We start from the raw sequence: 15287 nt of genomic DNA, 5'->3' as shown, positions 1-15287 counted from the left end.
CATGCGGATCCGGCTGCTTGGATATTCGAATTTCGTTGCGCTGATAGGGTTTTCCGTTCACATGGTGACGTGGCGTCGATCGCATGGGGAGGCTACGGTCCTGTTGTATCGGGTTGTCGACGCCACGCGAAGAGGTGGAGAGCAAAGCGATGGATACGACACGGTATGCAGAGTTCCTGCCGGCGGGATATCGACCGGCGTTCCGTGAGCCGGAATCGACGTGGTGGGCGTGGCGTGGCCGCCGGGTTCACGTCGCGCGGGCGGTGCGACCGGACGCGCCGGTGCGGGTGCTGGGGATTCACGGTGCCGGCGCACACGCGTCGGCACTGTGGCCGTTCGCGTCCTTGGCCGCGGACGAGGACGTCGACGTGCTGGCCCCGGACCTGCCGATCTACGGGCACACCGTCGAACCGGATCCGGCGCGGGTGCGGTACCGCGACTGGATCGACCTGCTCTGCGATCTGGTCACGCAGGAGCGTGCCCGCGATCCGCGTCCGCTGGTGCTGTTCGGGGCGAGCATGGGCGGGTTGGCGGCGTACGAGGTCGCGGCCCGCACCGGTGACGTCGCCGCCGTGGTCGCCACCTGCCTACTCGACCCGGCCGACCCCGAGGCCCGCGCCGCTGCCGCACGATGGGGCGCATCCGGACGGGCGGCCCCGACGCTGCTGCCGCCGACCGCCCGCCTGGCCGGGAACCTCCGGATACCGATCAAGTGGCTCGTCCGGATGAACCGGATGAGCAACAATCCCGCCCTGTCCCGACTGTGCGAATCCGATCCGCGCGGCGGTGGGGTCCGGATCCCACTCGGGTTCCTCGCCGACTGGTTCACCTACCCGCACACCTCACCCGAGGAATTCACGGCTGCACCGGTCACACTCGTCCATCCCGCGGCCGACCGGTGGACTCCCCTGCAGGTCAGTCTGCGATTCCTCGACCGCATCGCCGCACCCACCGATGCGGTCCTGCTCGAGAACTGCGGACATTTCCCCATCGAAGAACCCGGACTCACGCAACTCAGGGATGCCGTGCGCGCGGTGATCGACGCTGTCGCGGTACAGGACTGACGGGATCGGGCGCGCTACCGTCGGGTGCGGCGCCCCGCCCACGACATCGCAACGAAGAAGGCGACGACGATTCCGAGAGCAAGCACCGTCTGGATCCAGAACGGCGACTGCAGCGTGATGTGGAGCACCAGGCCGAGAACGATGATCCCGGCATACACGAGTGGCCACGCCCACCGGGGCTCTGGCGGCTGTGCCCGTCGGATCGGTGACATGTCGCCATGCTGTCACGTTGCGGCCGCGCAACGGGACCACTGCTCATCTTCGATGAAAACTCCCCCAGGTATTTGTCACTGTGGCGGAGTGTGGGTTGGTGTTCCGTTTCACTTCGGAAACAAGGGTCCCCTTTGGGTGCCTGCATCGAAGATCGGATACTTCAGTTGTGTCGTGTCACACGATTGGTCGAGGATCGCCGATAGGGCCGAACCGGATGAATCGCACTCGACGTCTGAGGTTTCCCGACCAGAACAGTCCACGACACGTGCCGCAGTCTGGTCGGACGTCCGGACCGTTCGTGTGCGGACACCGGTCGGCCATCCGATCCTGTGGGGTTCGGTCGTGCTCGCCATGTCGGTACCGACGTTCTCGGTGGGGTCGGTGCTACCTGGTTGACCAGCACGTTGCAGGGGTGAGGCACGGTGGGGTGCAGCATGTTCACGTGCGTAGAGCACGGTGAAGGTCGCGTCAGTAGAGCCCGAGGTCCTCGGAGAACGTGGCAAGGACATCCCGCACGGAAAATGTGCCGACTACGGCCTGGATGCGGTGATGTGCTCTCGACTGGTCAGTACGCGCGGCGGGCCGTCGGTGATCGCGATGGTGTGTTCGCTGTGTGCGGTGCGTGAGCCGTCAGCGGAGCGGATGGTCCATCCGTCGGGGTCGTAGACGATGGTGTCGGTGCCGGCGGCGAACCATGGTTCGAGTGCGAGGGTCAGCCCTGGGCGTAGTTGGAGTCCTCTGCCCGCGCGGCCGACATTCGGGACGTGCGGGTCCTCGTGCATGGTGCGGCCGAGACCGTGGCCCCCGAACTCGGTGTTGACCGGGTAACCGTAGTCGGCCGCCACGGAGCCGATGGCCGCGGAAATGTCGCCCAGCCGGTTTCCGGGCAGGGCTGCCGCAATGCCGGCTGCCAGTGCCTTCTCGGTGGCTTCGATCAGTCGTTGGTCCTCGGGGCGCGGCTCGCCGACGATGAGGCTGCGTGCCGAGTCGGCAACCCACCCGTCGATGGCGACGGCGATGTCCATACTCAACAGGTCACCGTCACGCAGTGCATAGTCGTGGGGCAGGCCGTGCAGCACCGCGTCGTTGACCGACAGGCAGATCACGTTGCGGAACGGGCCCCGCCCGAACGATGGTGCGTAGTCCCAGTAGCACGATGCGGCACCGCGCTGTGTGATCAGCTGTCGGGCGCGATGTTCGAGGTCGAGCAGATTCACTCCCACCCGGGCCCGATGCGCGAGGTCGTCGAGCAGCTCGGCGATGAAGGCGCCGGTGACGGCCATCGCTGCGATCTCGTTCGGGGTCTTCAGTTCCAGCATCAGAGAGGTCCTCCCAATCGATCAGAATCGGTATTAAAATACCAATCTAGTCGACGGGACGGTATTTTCATACCGAAACGGTAGGCTGCGGGCATGGTGCGTCTCCCGCTGACAGCAGAACAGTTGGCCGCCGGCAAGCGTCTCGGCATGCTGCTCCGAGAGGCCCGGGGAACCCGAACCCTCGCCGAGGTAGCTCACGCGGCAGCGATTTCCCCGGAAACCCTCCGCAAGATCGAAACGGGACGATTGGCGACCCCGGCGTTCGCTACCGTCGCCGCGTTGGCGCGTGTCCTCCCCCTGTCGCTCGACGAACTCGCCGACACGTGCCTCACTCCCCTGAGCCTCCCGCGCACGGGCTGACCGGAGTCGACTCGGTCACGAATGACGAGTCCTCCCCGGCATCGACGTTCCGGGTCAGCGATGGTGACGGAGCAGGAATTCGACGATCGGCGGGGCGACCTGCTCGGCGTGGGTCATGACGCCGCCGTGGCCCGCGTCGGGAACGACGCAGAGTTCGGCGTTCGGGATCCGGTCGACAGCGGAGCGGGCCTGCACGGGACCGAGGAGCGGATCGTGTTCGAACGCGACCGCCAGAACAGGTGCTTGGATGCCGGCGAGACGGTCCATGCGGGTGTCGTCACGCAGCCACGTGTGTGAGGCGCGCGCCTGTGCCACCTCCCCGTCGTTCGATGTCCACACCATCCCCTGGTGGAGGGTCATCTCGGCCCACTGCTCGACCAGCGGATCCGCTGCTGCCAGGGCGCCCGGTGACAGAGCCGTGAGCAGGGTCTGCATGGCCATCACATCGGCGGGCAGCTCCCCGAGACGGTCGATCAGCGTCGCCTCACTGTTCACCACTGCTCTCAGCAACGGTGTCGTCGGTCCCGGCCCGGCGATGAGGACCCCGGCGGCGAACCTGTCCGGGTGGGCCGAGAGCAGGTGCTCGGCAGTGAAACTGCCGAGGGAGTATCCGATGAGTGCCGGCCGCCGGTCGATACCGAGAGCGTCGACGAGTGCCGTCAGGTCCGCGGCCAGATCGGCGACGGTGCAGTGTGGTGACGGGGCGTCGCTCGGTGCGACACCACGCGATGCGTACGCGACGACATCGAAGCCGGCGTCGACAAGCGCGGTCGTCAGGCCGGAGACCTCCCACGCGATCGGCGGCATCCCGGTCCCGCCGATCAGGACGACCGGAGGCCCCGCCCCGCGCCGCTCCACGCCGAGACGGACATGCCCGGTATCCACGAGTTCCATGGCCGGTATTCAATCACCGGCCGGAGGGCTTTTCGTCGTGTTCGGCACGCCCTGCCGCGACCATCGGAACCCGGGAACGCTCGGACCGAAAATCAGCGCTTACCCGTGTCGGGGCTGCCGTCGGTGTGCGGCAGTTCGGTGGTCGGGATTTCGGTGAAACGCCACCCGGTGACGAACCTGCGGGCGTCGACGAGGTAGTTCCGCAGGTGGTTGGTCAGCGCTCTCAACTCCCAGAACTGCAGGTTCATGCCGTGATGGTCCCATAGGTTCGAAATGTCGGCTGGCCAACATCTTTGGCGCACTGTCGGGAAGTCCGGGAGTCGACGTCATACGTGCACGTTGAAGCCCAGATCGACGTCGGAGGCGGCTTTCCCGCCTCGGATCCCCCAGTTCTCGGGCTGGATCTCTCTGAGGGTGATGGTGACATGATTTCGGGGGATACCGAGTGCCGCGAGTCGGTCGACGATTTCGGTATAGAGGGTCCGCTTCGCCTCCCCCGATCGACCCGCAAAGCAGTCGATCGACACGATGGTGCAGAACTCCGGTTCGGCGATCCCGGGAGGGCAGGCGAACCTGTGGGGTTCGTGTGCGATGAGCCGCACATGCTTGTCCTTCGGCGGGATGAGGAACGCAGCGACGAGGGCGCCGTGGACCGCGTCGATGATGGCCACCTCTTCGGCCTCGGAGTAGCGGCGGCGGACCTCGATCAAGGCTGTAGGCATAGCGGATACCTTGTCAGCTTCGCGGTCGGGAAGGAGACGAAATCGCTGGACCGGCGGGCGCCCGACTGCTGCGATGGCGCCGGTTCAGCGCTTCCCGGTGTCAGGCCTGTCGTCGGTGTGTGGCAGTTCGGTGGTCGGGATCTCGGTGAAGCGCCATCCGGTGACGAACCTGCGGGCGTTGACGAGGTAATTCCGCAGATGGTTGGCCAGCCAGGCCATCTCCCAGGGCTTCAAAGGCTCCATGCCTAATGGTCTCATAAGTCCGAAATTTCGACCGGGTAGTGTCGCCGACATTCCGGTCCAGGAGCTCCGGTTGTCACGAAAGCTCTTGTCCCCCAGAAGTTCCCGGTTGATTCCACGGAAACATGGCTGCCTGCACGTTGATTCGTCGCTGCGACTGAGTATCTGACACACTCGACCGATGAGCGACTGGAAGCAGGCACGGGTCGATGCTGCATTGCGTGGCGAGAATCTTACGGTGATCGCCCGCCTACCCGAGGCGTTCGCGGCGATCGGTGACGTTCAGTGGTTGCCCGGCTACAGCGTCCTGCTGACCGACGATCCCGGTACCACCGCGCTCAGCGATCTTCCTCGTTCGCGCCGACTCGCCTATCTGGAAAGCGTCGACCGCCTGTCCTGCGCAGTGGAGACGGCATGTCGGCAGGCCGACAGCGGATTCCGCCGGGTGAACATCGAAATCCTCGGCAACACCGATACTTTCCTCCATACCCACATCTGGCCCCGCTACGAGTGGGAACCCGAGCAGTACAAGCGGATGCCGGTGTGGCTGTATCCGGCTGACCGCGATGCTTCTCTTCCTGGTCTCCTGACGCGCGCCACCCATCTCCTGGTTCCGAGCCGTCCGAGCAGCCGGGCTCAGAACCGGGAGGTGTCGCCGGGACGGCGCTCCATTGCTTTCGCTGCAGCATTTCCCTTCAGTGCCGCGTAGATCAGGATGATGAACGTTGCCGCACATACGATCACCGCGGCAACGGCTGACGTCACGGATGCGAATCCTGCCACGAGACCGATGGCGGTCTGAATACCCAAGCCTGCAACGCCTGTCCACACTGTCCATCGCAGGATCGGCTGCGCAACCCGATGAGCCGACCGCCAGGCTTCGGCGCTGGACATCGTCGCTTTCGTCCGGATACCCGCTACGGCGTTCGGTTCGTCCCCGACGAGGCGTGGCATCAGGCCGGCAACGCCGGCCAGGAGGAGCGTCGTCGACGATATCGAGATCGTCAGCCCCAACAGGTCGGATGTGTCTGCCACCCAGCCTCCTATCGGAAAATGCAGTGTATCGGACTTTACCGACATGTCGCTGAACGTCTGCATCACCACACTGGGCTGCGCTGACACGTCTGCACGCCTGGATCCCCGGCATCGGGGACGAGTCGACGTAGGGTCGGAGGCCGTGAGCGAACAGCGTGACCGCATGCTGCGGGGAGACTTGTACCGCGACAACGACGACGTTCTCGTGGCCGACCGCAAGGCCTGTCAGCGGCTCCTCGACCGATTCAATGCGACCCTTGCGGACGAGGACACCGTGAGGCGAGAGATCCTCGACGAGTTGCTCGGATTTCTGGGCGAAGGATCCTGGATCATGCCCCGGTTCCAGTGCGACTACGGCAAATACGTTCGGATCGGCGCGAACAGCTTCCTCAACTACGACGCCATTCTGCTCGACTGCGCACCGATCACCATCGGCGACGACGTGTCGATCGATCCGCGGGCGCAACTGTTGACCGCACTGCATCCGATGTCCGATCACGAGGCGCGCCGTCAACGCTGGGAATCCGCGGCACCGATCACGATCGGCGACAACGTGTGGCTCGGTGGTGGTGTGATCGTGTGCCCCGGCGTCACTATCGGCGACAACACGGTGATCGGGGCAGGCAGTGTCGTGACGAGGGACGTTCCGGAAAAGGTGTTCGCCGCCGGTAACCCGTGCCGTGTGATCCGACCCCTGACCTGACGGCCGGCATGCTACGAAGAATCATGGCGACAGCGAGAACGGTGACATCCGGATATCGGGCCGGGTCCGGCGAGCCGGTTCTGCTGTTGCACGGGTTCACGCTCTCCCACCATGTGTGGCATGCCGTGGTGGCCGATCTGGCCCGCGACTACGACGTGCTGGCGTTGACGATGCCCGGGCATTGGGGTGGTCGGCGGCTTCGGATGCGTGAACTCGGGGTCGGGGGGATCGCCGACGGGATCGAACGGGACCTCGATGTGCTCGGGTGGGACACCTGCCATGTCGTCGGCAATTCCTTGGGCGGGCAGGTGGGGTTCGAACTCGAGCGCCGCGGCCGGGCCCGGTCCCTGGCCGCCGTCAATCCGGGCGGCGGCTGGACGCGTTTCTCGTGGACCGAGTTCCGTCTCGGTGCCGGTTTCGTCGCCCAGTTTCCGTTGGCCGCGGCCGCACGAGTGCTCGGCGACCGGGCCGCCACGAGCGAACGTTTCCAGCGGCCGATCATCCGGAACTGCAGCACGGACACCGCCGCGGTCACCGCGGAGGATGCGGCGAACGTCCTGCGGGCGGTGTCCCACTGTCCCGTCTATCTGCCGATCCAGTGGGCGTTCCTCCGGGACGGGCCACTCACCGACCCGGCGCTTCGCCGGGTGACCGCACCCACGACGGTGATGCTGTCCGAGTTCGACACCTTCCTCACCCGAAAGAAGTGCATGCAGCGGCTGCTCGACGCCCTTCCCGACCATGTCGAGGACGTGGTCCTGCCGGGTGTCGGCCACATCCCGATGCTCGAGAACCCGGCCGTCGTCGCGCAGGCCCTCCGCGCCCACCTGACGCGGGTCGGCGACCGGATCGACGATCGTCCGGTCACCGAACACCCGTGACACCGTGCGGTCAGATCCCCATCGAGCGGGCGATCAGGGGCCAGGAGTTGTGCAGGTCGTCCTGCCAGTAGCCCCACGAGTGGGTGCCCGCGGGTTTGAAGTCGACGGTGGCGGGGATGCGCAGGTCGGCGAGGCGGCGGGCGAGGTTCGCGGTGCAGTGGTTGGTGACGGCCTCGATGACACCGCCGACGACGGCCTGGTTGGCGAGCGCGGCGGGGCTGCCGTTGATGCCGGGCGCGTTCAGGTTTTCGTGCGGTCCGGGCAGCCCGGACGCGGTGGTGATGTACAGTTCGGTGCCGCGGAGTCCTTCGGCGTTGACGACCGGATCGTTGGCGACCCAGCCGGGCCCGTCGAGCGGCCCCCACATGTTGGTGATGTCCGCGCCGCCGCGACCCCCGGTGACGATCTGGATGGCGTTCTGTCCGGCCCACGTGCTGGTTTCGGCGCAACCACTGTACGAGCCGACACTCTTGTAGAAGCCGGGCTTGGCGATCGCCAGGTTGAGCACGGAGGTCGCGGTCATGGAGATCGCCGCGATCGACTGGACCCGGTTGGTGCCGAACTCGCGGTCGATGACCGGCGGCAGTTCCTCGGTGAGGAACGTCTGCCATTTCTGCCGGCCCAGTGTCGGATCGTCCTTGATCCAGTCGGTGTAGTAGCTGAACGCCCCCTCGAGTGGGGTGACGACGTTGACGTTCTTGTCCCGGAAGAAGTCCAGGATGTCGGTCTTGCGCTGCCAGGTCGCCGAATCCTCCCCACCACCCGCCCCATTGAGCAGGTACAGCGTCGGACGTGACTGACTCCGGTCCGCGGGCAGGATCACCTCGAGCGGGATGGTGCGCCCCATCGCCGGCGAATACACCCCGATCGTGACCTTGCGGTCCGAGTTCGTGGTGGTCGTCGCCAGATACGCCCCCGTAGCCGCGGTCGTCTCCGGCCCGCCCGGCGCCGGTGCCGCCGTCGCGGGCCCGACCGACAACGTCACCGCCGACACCGCGATCGCCGCCGCCAGCACCCGGGCACCCCCACGCATCGCACTCGTCATTCGAACACCCTCCCCTGAAGTCGACATACCGACGGGACCCTACCCACCGCGGCCGCCCCCGGCCCCCGAAACGGGCAGCCGCGGACCCGACTTCACCCGCCGATTCACACTCCCGACACGTCCCGGAGTCAACTCACGCTAATGGCAGTTAGCGCCATCATAGAAACGGGAGGTCGACGGCAGAAACGCGCACAGCGGACCCCGTCGTGACATCGATTCGACGGGTCGATGCCGCCGCGGAAGTGCGTCGAATCCCCTTGTAACCACCCTCCCGTATTTCGTCACTGTGACAGCAAAAGGGTTCGGGTGACGGGTGTCCGGGACTGTCGGTGCCCGTCGGTAGGCTCACCCCGACGGCGGCAACGGACAGGAGTACGGGTGTGAGCGAACACGGCGAGATCGTCGCGTCCGCACCCGCGCTCCCCGCCGTTGTCGACGCCCCGGCAGCCCGGACCGGTGCTGCGACGGAGCCGGCCGTCCCGGTCCTGTCGTCCGACGCCGAGGCCCGGATCGTCGCGGCCCTCGAGCAGCGGCATTCACCGTCGACGGTGCGGAACTATCGGGGAGACTGGGACAAGTTCCGGGCCTGGTGCGCGCAGCGCGGACACGTGCCGATGCCCGCGCACCCGCACACTGTCGCCGACTACCTCACCGAACACGCCGAACAGCGCACCCCGACCGGGAACCGCGTGTACGCGACCAACACACTCACCCGATGGGTGGCGTCGATCAACTACTGGCATCGGGCGTGCTCACGTCCGGCCCCGGGCGGCACCCAGATCGTCAAGGACACCCTGGCCGGGCTGCGCCGCACGTACGCCGCCGCCGGGGAACGCCCGACGAAACGGGTCGCACCGCTCCTCGGCGACGAGATCAGCTACATCATCGCTACGATGCGGGAGAACGCAGTCACCTGGCAGGACCGGCTACGGGAACGCCGCGATTCGGCGGTCATCCTGCTCGGCTTCCTGGGCGCGTTCCGCCGCTCGGAACTGTCCGGGCTGCAACTGCGCGACATCACCCTGCACCCGCAGGACGGGCTGCACATCCTGGTCCGACGGTCGAAGACCGACCAGGTCGGCGACGGCATGGTCAAGGCCACCCCGTTCGCGGTCGGGCATCGCGCCTGCCCGCCGTGCGTGTACCGGCGCTGGCTCGACGTCGTCCTCGCCCACCACCACGGTGGTCGCGCCGCTATCGCACAGCTATTGGACGGCCCGGACGTGTTCGGCAGGCACGTCTGCCACGACCCCTACCCGATACTCGAGCCCACGGCCGCGGTGACGCCGGTGTTCCGGCCGCTGCGGGTCAACGGGAACCTCGGCGACACCGCCCTGACCGGGCAGGGCATCCACGGCGTCATCCGCCGGGCCGCCAGCGACGCCGGCCTCTCCCCCACGAAGATCGCGAAACTCGGCGGGCACTCGCTGCGCGCAGGGTTCGTCACCCAGGCGTTCCGCAACGGCGCCCAGGCCCACGAGGTGATGCGCCAGACCGGGCACAAGAACCCGGCCACCCTGGAAATCTATGCGCGCGAACACAATCCGCTCACCGGGAACGCGGTCGCCGGGTTCGACCTCTGAATCACCGGCCCGGGTCCGGTGCACCCCAGACGTCACCGGTGTCGTCGATGAACAACTCCATCATCGCCGCCGACCGGTCGGCCGGACCGTTCTCCGCGAAGATCCGATCGACCAGGGCCGCAACGGGAATCGGTTTCCCGATCTCCTCGAACCGCTCCCCCACCCGGCCCAGTCGCAATCGCTCGCTGGCGTCGACACAGTCCAGCACCGCCCGCACGTCGGCACGGTCCGCGACGAACGACGTCGTCCCCATCACCTTCAACACGTCGGCGACGGACACCCAGTCGTCGAAGGCCCGCATCTCCGCAAGGATCGACTCTTGAAGATCTCGGTCCGGCCGTGGTCGAGGTTCCTCGACGCCCTTCACCGGAAGCTGCTCGTCCAGGTATCCCCACCAGTGGATGCCGGCGGGGTCCGGGCGCAGGTTCCGGGCCACCGTCCCCAACGGTTCGCCGATGTCGCCGGTAGCGACCTCTTGCCCGAACTGCACCGGATCGTCGGCAGCCGGCTGCATCGGGTCGCCGTCCACGGTCACCCGGATTCCGAGAGTCTTCGGGGAGTTTCCGTACCGGTAGACCACGCAGAAAGCCGACTCACCGTCGATCCACGCGTCGATCACGATGTTTCCCCGCGGCATGCGGTAACCGTAGCCGAATCCGTCGACTCACCGGCGGCGGCGAGTCGACCCGGAACCGTCGTCACCGACGCGGAACGCAAGGACCGACACCGTCGCCAGTACCGCACCCAGCACCAGCACCAGCATGAGCACGAGCAGCGATCCCCAGCCGACGACCCACGTCGAATCCGCGGGCCCGCCAACCGTTCCCGTCGTGCATCGCGTCACCGGCAGGGGCCACCACTGTTGTTCGTCGATGTAGGCGTCCACGGCGTACGAGCCGTACCCGCATACCGTCTCGGCCGGCGACATCAGGATCACCAGGATGCCCACTGCGGCACCGACGACGACGCCCGTGACCATCCGCACCCACCGCATGCGCCGCCCCCACCTGCGAAGAGGCGAGGGGCCCGCGGCGAGGTCGTCGACCTCGCCGCGGGCCCCTCGCTCTGACACTTCCTACAGCGTCGTCGACCCGAAGATCATGCCGAGCGGGACCAGGATCGCGGCCGCCGCGATGGCCAGGGGGTTTCCGTCGAGCATGCCGTCGCGCAGCCACGTGCCGATCTGAGCTGCAATGTCGTTCGAACCCATCGTCTGCCTTTCCTCGATGCTTCGGTGGATAACGTATATCTCCCGGTTCATCTCCCGCCGCGGCTGGATCGTTACCGCCGCCCCCCATCGTGTCGTGGCGTCTTCGACCCTTTTCAGGGTCCGGCGGCTATGCGTTCAGGGGCGCACGATCGGCTTCACCGACCGCGGCGGGGTGCGCGTCCCGATCGAAGTACGGTCGATCGCCGTCGATCTCGATCCGCCGCACGGTGCGGTGCTGCGGGAAATGATCCGCGGCAGCGCGGTGCATCGTCGAACGCTCGTCCCAGATGGCGAGGTCTCCTGCGGTCCAGCGCCACCGGCACTGGAAACGCTCGTCGGTGACGTGATTTCGCAGGAACCCCAGCAGGGCGTCGCTTTCGTCGCGACGCATCCCTGTGATGCGGTCCATCGAGGGGCCGCCGATGAACAGGATCCGGCGACCGTTCTCGGGGTGCGTACGAACCAGGGGGTGCCTGACGACACGCGGATAGGCGTCGTTCAAGCGATCTGCCAGCGCGCGCGCTTCGGAACTTCCGCCGCCGCGTTCGAGGATCGAGTCGACGAAACTGTCCGTGGTGTGTTCGATTTCGAGTCCCGCGAGCATCTCCTGCATGGTCGGCGAGAGCGCGTCGTAGGCCGCGGTCATCGACGCCCACAACGTGTCCCCGCCGGCCGCGGGAACGATCTCGCCGCACAGCAGCGCGTACCGCGGAGGAGTCGAGATCCATGTGACGTCGGTGTGCCACATCTCGGCGGTCGGTGGACTGTCCGGCCCGTCGGTGATGACCTGCAGGCTGGGCTCGGTGGCGCCCTGGAGCCGAGCCAGCGGGAAGATGCTGGGCGTGCCGAAACGGCGAGCGACGGCCAGGTGGCTCTCCGGGTCCAACTGCGCGCCGCGCAGGAAGATCACCTGGTGCTCGTGCAGCGCGCGGCGCACCGCGTCGAATGTCGTGTCGTCGCAGGTGCGGAGATCCACCCCCCGCACCTCCGCTCCGATCGAGTTGGTGACGGGCAGCACCTCGATGGTCATACGATCCCCTTTCCGGTCAGCAATTTAGTAAATCAATGAGATTAGTAAGGGGGTAGGGGCCCGAGGCTGTCAAGAGCGTCGGGCGCGACCGGGTCCGAGATGGCCGCGCCGACATCCCGGGAATCGCCACGAAATCCCCCTCATCTCCCCTGTTCGTGAGCATCTTTCGATTCAGAAGGTCACCCAGGGCGACACGAACCAGGGAGAATCGAGAAATCTCACAACGTGAGATGACTCTTCCTTTATCGTTCAATCGACTTACTATGATGTGGCCCGGATCACCGCGAACGGGCTTCGTTGCGTGTTGCACACCTTCCGGTCCGCTCGGGCGGGCCGGTGCCGAGACCCGAGGAGACCACCATGGCGAACACCCGTACCGTCGCGCTGCCGAGACCGGGCCGACATTCCGATCCGGCGCCGACGGCCGTCGGCGCCGAACCCTAGAATCTGCCCCATGGCACGCGATGGTTCGGCAACACGAGAACGGCTGATCGACGCTGCCGAGAAGGTGTTCGCAGTGCAGGGTGTGGAGCAGGCCAACCTCCGTGAGATCAACCGGGTCGCGGGCCAATCCAACAACTCGGCATTGCATTACCACTTCGGATCTCGGGAAACGCTGCTGACGGCAGTGCTCGCGAGGCATCGCACCGAGACGGACGCCCGGCGACGTGAGCTCGTTTCCGCATTGGTGGGCAAGGTTCCCTCGATCGAGGAACTTCTGGTGGTGTCCATGTGGCCGTTGGCTTTTCAGCTCGACAGCGAGAGTGGACGGAATTTCCTGCGCATCCTGCTCCACATTCGGCATCGGAGCGAAGTGCGTACGCACCACACGCTCAACGCGGACAGTGCCGACGATCTGCAGTGGGCGTACGCGCAGCTCCAGTCCCGGCTTCGGCACCTTCCGGAGTCGCTGCGCGACGAGCGTTTGGGGGTGTGGATCGACATGGCCCTCGCTGCTCTCGCCAGTCGTGCCGAGGACCTCGAGCGTGGCGTGGAGTCGGGAATCGACAACAACGCCTTCATGAACAACCTCGTCGATATGGGTACCGCCGCACTCACCGCGCCGAGCAGTCTCGTCACGTCACCGCTCTCCGCGCCGGCACCCGGCGAACTCTGACCGAGACGACTACCCGGAGGTAGTTCCTGTACAGCCGGCGGGCCTCCACGCCGGCTGAGCCGCGGCATGCGCATTCCGGAGCGCTGTCTCACGAGGGGTTCGCGGGGTCGGAGCCGGTTCCTCCGGCATGGCCTTTTCGTTCCGATGTCATTCGAGCAGTGCGGACACACCGGCACGCACGATTCGACCTACACCTGGGAGATTCCTACATGAGCAAGTATTCGAGAAGGGTCGGCCGCATGCTGGCGATGGTCACCGTCGGTGCCGTCGCCCTCACCGGCTGCGCGAGCGCCGACGGTGACAGCAAGGACAACTCGTCCGGCGCGACGACGACCTTGGGCGTCCTGGGTGATCAGGGTGACGGCGGTACCCCGGTGTCGGGTGGCACGCTCAGCTACGCCGTCTATGCGCCGGTGGCGAGCCTGGATCCGACCGTGACGCAGCCGGCCGGAGCGACGGGTGGTTCCGAGATGGCGGCCGTCTACGACGTGTTGATGCGGTACGACACCGGGACGCAGACCTTCGAGCCGCAGCTCGCGAAGTCCATGGAGGAAAGCCCCGACTTTCTCACCTGGACCATGTCGTTGCGCGACAACGTCACCTTCAGCGACGGCACTCCGCTGAACGCGGACGCGGTCGTCGCGAGCATCGATCGCTACAACCAGCGACGCGGTGCCAACTCGCAGCTCTTCCAGCAGATGGTGAAGAGCACCGAGGCCACGGACGCGTCGACCGTCGTGTTCACGTTGAACCAGCCGTGGCGAACGTTCCCGGCGATGCTGGCGTACGGGCACGGCATGATCGTGGCCCCGTCCTCGCAGCAGGGCGACAAGTTCACCCCGATCGGTGCCGGTCCGTTCACGGTCACCAGCCTCCGACCCCAGCAGGAGTTGCAGCTCGCCGCCCGTCCGGACTACTGGGGAGGTGCCCCGAATCTCGCGGGCCTGAAGTTCGTCGCGATCACCGGCGAGCAGCCCAAGGTCGACGCGCTGAAGACCGAGGGTGTCGACATGATCTTCCTCCGCAACGCGGAGACCGTGAACGCGGCCAAAGACCAATTCCCGGGCTACACCGAAACCATCAGCATGATGATGGTCGGCCAGCTCAACAACGCGGAGGGCCGCCCGGGCGCCGACCCGCGAGTCCGTCAGGCCATCGCGTATGCCGTCGACCCCGAGGTCCTGGATCAGCGTGCGCGTGGTGGGCAGGGTATGCCGGGCACCGACATGTTCCAGCCGTGGTCACAGTGGCACGGGGACACCTCCGGCCTGTCTCCCGATCCCTCGAAAGCCGCGGCGCTGCTCGAGCAGGCCAAGGCCGACGGCTTCGATGGCAGGATCACCTATATCGGCATCAACGATCCGGATGCCCAGCAGCTTGCGCTGGCCGTGCAGGCACAGATGAACGCGGTCGGTTTCGATGTCTCAATCGAGACCGTCGGCAGCGCCACCGACATGGTCGAGCGGCTCTACGTCGACCGCAATTTCGACATGACCGTCAGTGGCTCCGGCGCAACCGACAGCACTCCCGAGATCCGTCTGTTCAGCTCCCTGCACAGCACATCGACGAACAACGTTCTCGGCTACAAGAACCCGGAGATGGACGCGCTGCTCAGCGAAGTGCTCTCCGCTCCCGACGAGACCGTCAAACGGGCCGCTGTCGACGACATCCAAAAGCTCGTGAACACCGACCAGCCGTTCCTCTCGTGGGGTGCCGCCACCAACTACGTCGCCTGGTCACCGAACGTGTACCGCGCGAACCCGACCGTCGACGGAATCATCCTGTTCGACAAGGCATTCCGGAAGAACTGACCCGATATCTCGACTGGGTGGCGCCGGTACGACGGCACCGGCGCCACCCAGTCGCATGGT

At 66.3% G+C, this 15287-nt stretch carries 20 protein-coding genes; 8 read left to right on the top strand and 12 right to left on the bottom strand.

Annotation, left to right across the window (positions count from 1 at the left end):
* The first annotated feature begins 149 nt into the window (after nt 1-149).
* Nucleotides 150-1064, top strand: a complete 915-nt coding sequence (locus Q5696_RS10915; protein ID WP_305091392.1) for an alpha/beta hydrolase — start codon at nt 150-152, stop codon at nt 1062-1064.
* 14 nt (nt 1065-1078) lie between these two features.
* Here Q5696_RS10915 and Q5696_RS10910 read toward each other — a convergent pair whose 3' ends face one another.
* The gene (locus tag Q5696_RS10910; protein ID WP_305091391.1) at nt 1079-1276 is read right to left on the bottom strand and encodes a hypothetical protein; all 198 of its coding nucleotides are present in this window, start codon (nt 1274-1276) and stop codon (nt 1079-1081) included.
* A gap of 531 nt (nt 1277-1807) precedes the next feature.
* A complete protein-coding gene (gene map / locus Q5696_RS10905) occupies nt 1808-2596 on the bottom strand; it encodes a type I methionyl aminopeptidase (RefSeq protein ID WP_305091390.1) in 789 nt (262 codons plus the stop codon).
* Between the two features lie 93 nt (nt 2597-2689).
* On the opposite strand from map, the gene Q5696_RS10900 reads away from it, so the two are divergent.
* Complete coding sequence (locus tag Q5696_RS10900) at nt 2690-2956, top strand: helix-turn-helix domain-containing protein (RefSeq protein ID WP_305091389.1); 267 nt, start codon at nt 2690-2692, stop codon at nt 2954-2956.
* Nucleotides 2957-3010: 54 nt separating this feature from the next.
* Here Q5696_RS10900 and Q5696_RS10895 read toward each other — a convergent pair whose 3' ends face one another.
* From Q5696_RS10895 to Q5696_RS10880, 4 genes are all read right to left on the bottom strand, one after another.
* Nucleotides 3011-3850, bottom strand: coding sequence for an alpha/beta fold hydrolase (locus Q5696_RS10895; protein WP_305091388.1), 840 nt, complete (start codon nt 3848-3850; stop codon nt 3011-3013).
* A gap of 92 nt (nt 3851-3942) precedes the next feature.
* Complete coding sequence (locus Q5696_RS10890) at nt 3943-4098, bottom strand: hypothetical protein (RefSeq protein WP_305091387.1); 156 nt, start codon at nt 4096-4098, stop codon at nt 3943-3945.
* A 78-nt stretch (nt 4099-4176) separates the two neighbouring features.
* On the bottom strand, nt 4177-4572 hold the full coding sequence (locus tag Q5696_RS10885; protein ID WP_305091386.1) for a tautomerase family protein: 396 nt from the start codon (nt 4570-4572) through the stop codon (nt 4177-4179).
* An 84-nt stretch (nt 4573-4656) separates the two neighbouring features.
* Nucleotides 4657-4815 (bottom strand): hypothetical protein, encoded by a 159-nt coding sequence (locus Q5696_RS10880; RefSeq protein WP_305091385.1) that lies wholly within the window; start codon nt 4813-4815, stop codon nt 4657-4659.
* 178 nt (nt 4816-4993) lie between these two features.
* Here Q5696_RS10880 and Q5696_RS10875 point away from each other — a divergent pair, with 178 nt between their 5' ends.
* A complete protein-coding gene (locus tag Q5696_RS10875; RefSeq protein WP_305091384.1) occupies nt 4994-5521 on the top strand; it encodes an HIT family protein in 528 nt (175 codons plus the stop codon).
* Here Q5696_RS10875 and Q5696_RS10870 read toward each other — a convergent pair.
* Entirely contained in the window at nt 5449-5847 is a 399-nt protein-coding gene (locus tag Q5696_RS10870) for an SdpI family protein (protein ID WP_305091383.1), read from the bottom strand. The two genes, Q5696_RS10875 and Q5696_RS10870, sit on opposite strands and share 73 nt — an antisense overlap.
* Nucleotides 5848-5989: 142 nt before the next feature.
* Here Q5696_RS10870 and Q5696_RS10865 point away from each other — a divergent pair, with 142 nt between their 5' ends.
* Nucleotides 5990-6550 carry a sugar O-acetyltransferase gene (locus Q5696_RS10865; protein WP_305091382.1) on the top strand — a complete coding sequence of 187 codons (561 nt, stop codon included), beginning with the start codon at nt 5990-5992 and terminating at the stop codon, nt 6548-6550.
* 23 nt (nt 6551-6573) lie between these two features.
* Nucleotides 6574-7431, top strand: coding sequence for an alpha/beta fold hydrolase (locus tag Q5696_RS10860; protein WP_305091381.1), 858 nt, complete (start codon nt 6574-6576; stop codon nt 7429-7431).
* A 10-nt stretch (nt 7432-7441) separates the two neighbouring features.
* On the opposite strand, the gene Q5696_RS10855 is transcribed toward Q5696_RS10860, so the two are convergent.
* On the bottom strand, nt 7442-8503 hold the full coding sequence (locus Q5696_RS10855) for an alpha/beta hydrolase (RefSeq protein ID WP_305091380.1): 1062 nt from the start codon (nt 8501-8503) through the stop codon (nt 7442-7444).
* Nucleotides 8504-8856: 353 nt separating this feature from the next.
* On the opposite strand from Q5696_RS10855, the gene Q5696_RS10850 reads away from it, so the two are divergent.
* Nucleotides 8857-10059: a site-specific integrase gene (locus tag Q5696_RS10850; RefSeq protein ID WP_305091379.1), complete on the top strand. Its 1203-nt coding sequence runs from the start codon at nt 8857-8859 to the stop codon at nt 10057-10059.
* 1 nt (nt 10060) lies between these two features.
* On the opposite strand, the gene Q5696_RS10845 is transcribed toward Q5696_RS10850, so the two are convergent.
* From Q5696_RS10845 to Q5696_RS10830, 4 genes are all read right to left on the bottom strand, one after another.
* Nucleotides 10061-10696 (bottom strand): hypothetical protein, encoded by a 636-nt coding sequence (locus tag Q5696_RS10845; RefSeq protein WP_305091378.1) that lies wholly within the window; start codon nt 10694-10696, stop codon nt 10061-10063.
* A 27-nt stretch (nt 10697-10723) separates the two neighbouring features.
* Entirely contained in the window at nt 10724-11131 is a 408-nt protein-coding gene (locus tag Q5696_RS10840) for a hypothetical protein (protein WP_305091377.1), read from the bottom strand.
* Between the two features lie 3 nt (nt 11132-11134).
* A complete protein-coding gene (locus Q5696_RS10835) occupies nt 11135-11269 on the bottom strand; it encodes a hypothetical protein (RefSeq protein WP_305091376.1) in 135 nt (44 codons plus the stop codon).
* 127 nt (nt 11270-11396) lie between these two features.
* The gene (locus tag Q5696_RS10830; protein ID WP_305091375.1) at nt 11397-12299 is read right to left on the bottom strand and encodes a TauD/TfdA dioxygenase family protein; all 903 of its coding nucleotides are present in this window, start codon (nt 12297-12299) and stop codon (nt 11397-11399) included.
* Between the two features lie 454 nt (nt 12300-12753).
* On the opposite strand from Q5696_RS10830, the gene Q5696_RS10825 reads away from it, so the two are divergent.
* Entirely contained in the window at nt 12754-13416 is a 663-nt protein-coding gene (locus Q5696_RS10825) for a TetR/AcrR family transcriptional regulator (protein ID WP_305091374.1), read from the top strand.
* 209 nt (nt 13417-13625) lie between these two features.
* The gene (locus Q5696_RS10820) at nt 13626-15227 is read left to right on the top strand and encodes an ABC transporter substrate-binding protein (RefSeq protein ID WP_305091373.1); all 1602 of its coding nucleotides are present in this window, start codon (nt 13626-13628) and stop codon (nt 15225-15227) included.
* Nucleotides 15228-15287 lie beyond the last annotated feature (60 nt).

The sequence above is a fragment of the Prescottella sp. R16 genome (genome assembly GCF_030656875.1).
GTDB lineage: Bacteria > Actinomycetota > Actinomycetes > Mycobacteriales > Mycobacteriaceae > Prescottella.
The sequence above is the reverse complement of the archived record's forward strand: the minus strand, read 5'-3'. Positions and strand labels throughout refer to the sequence as shown.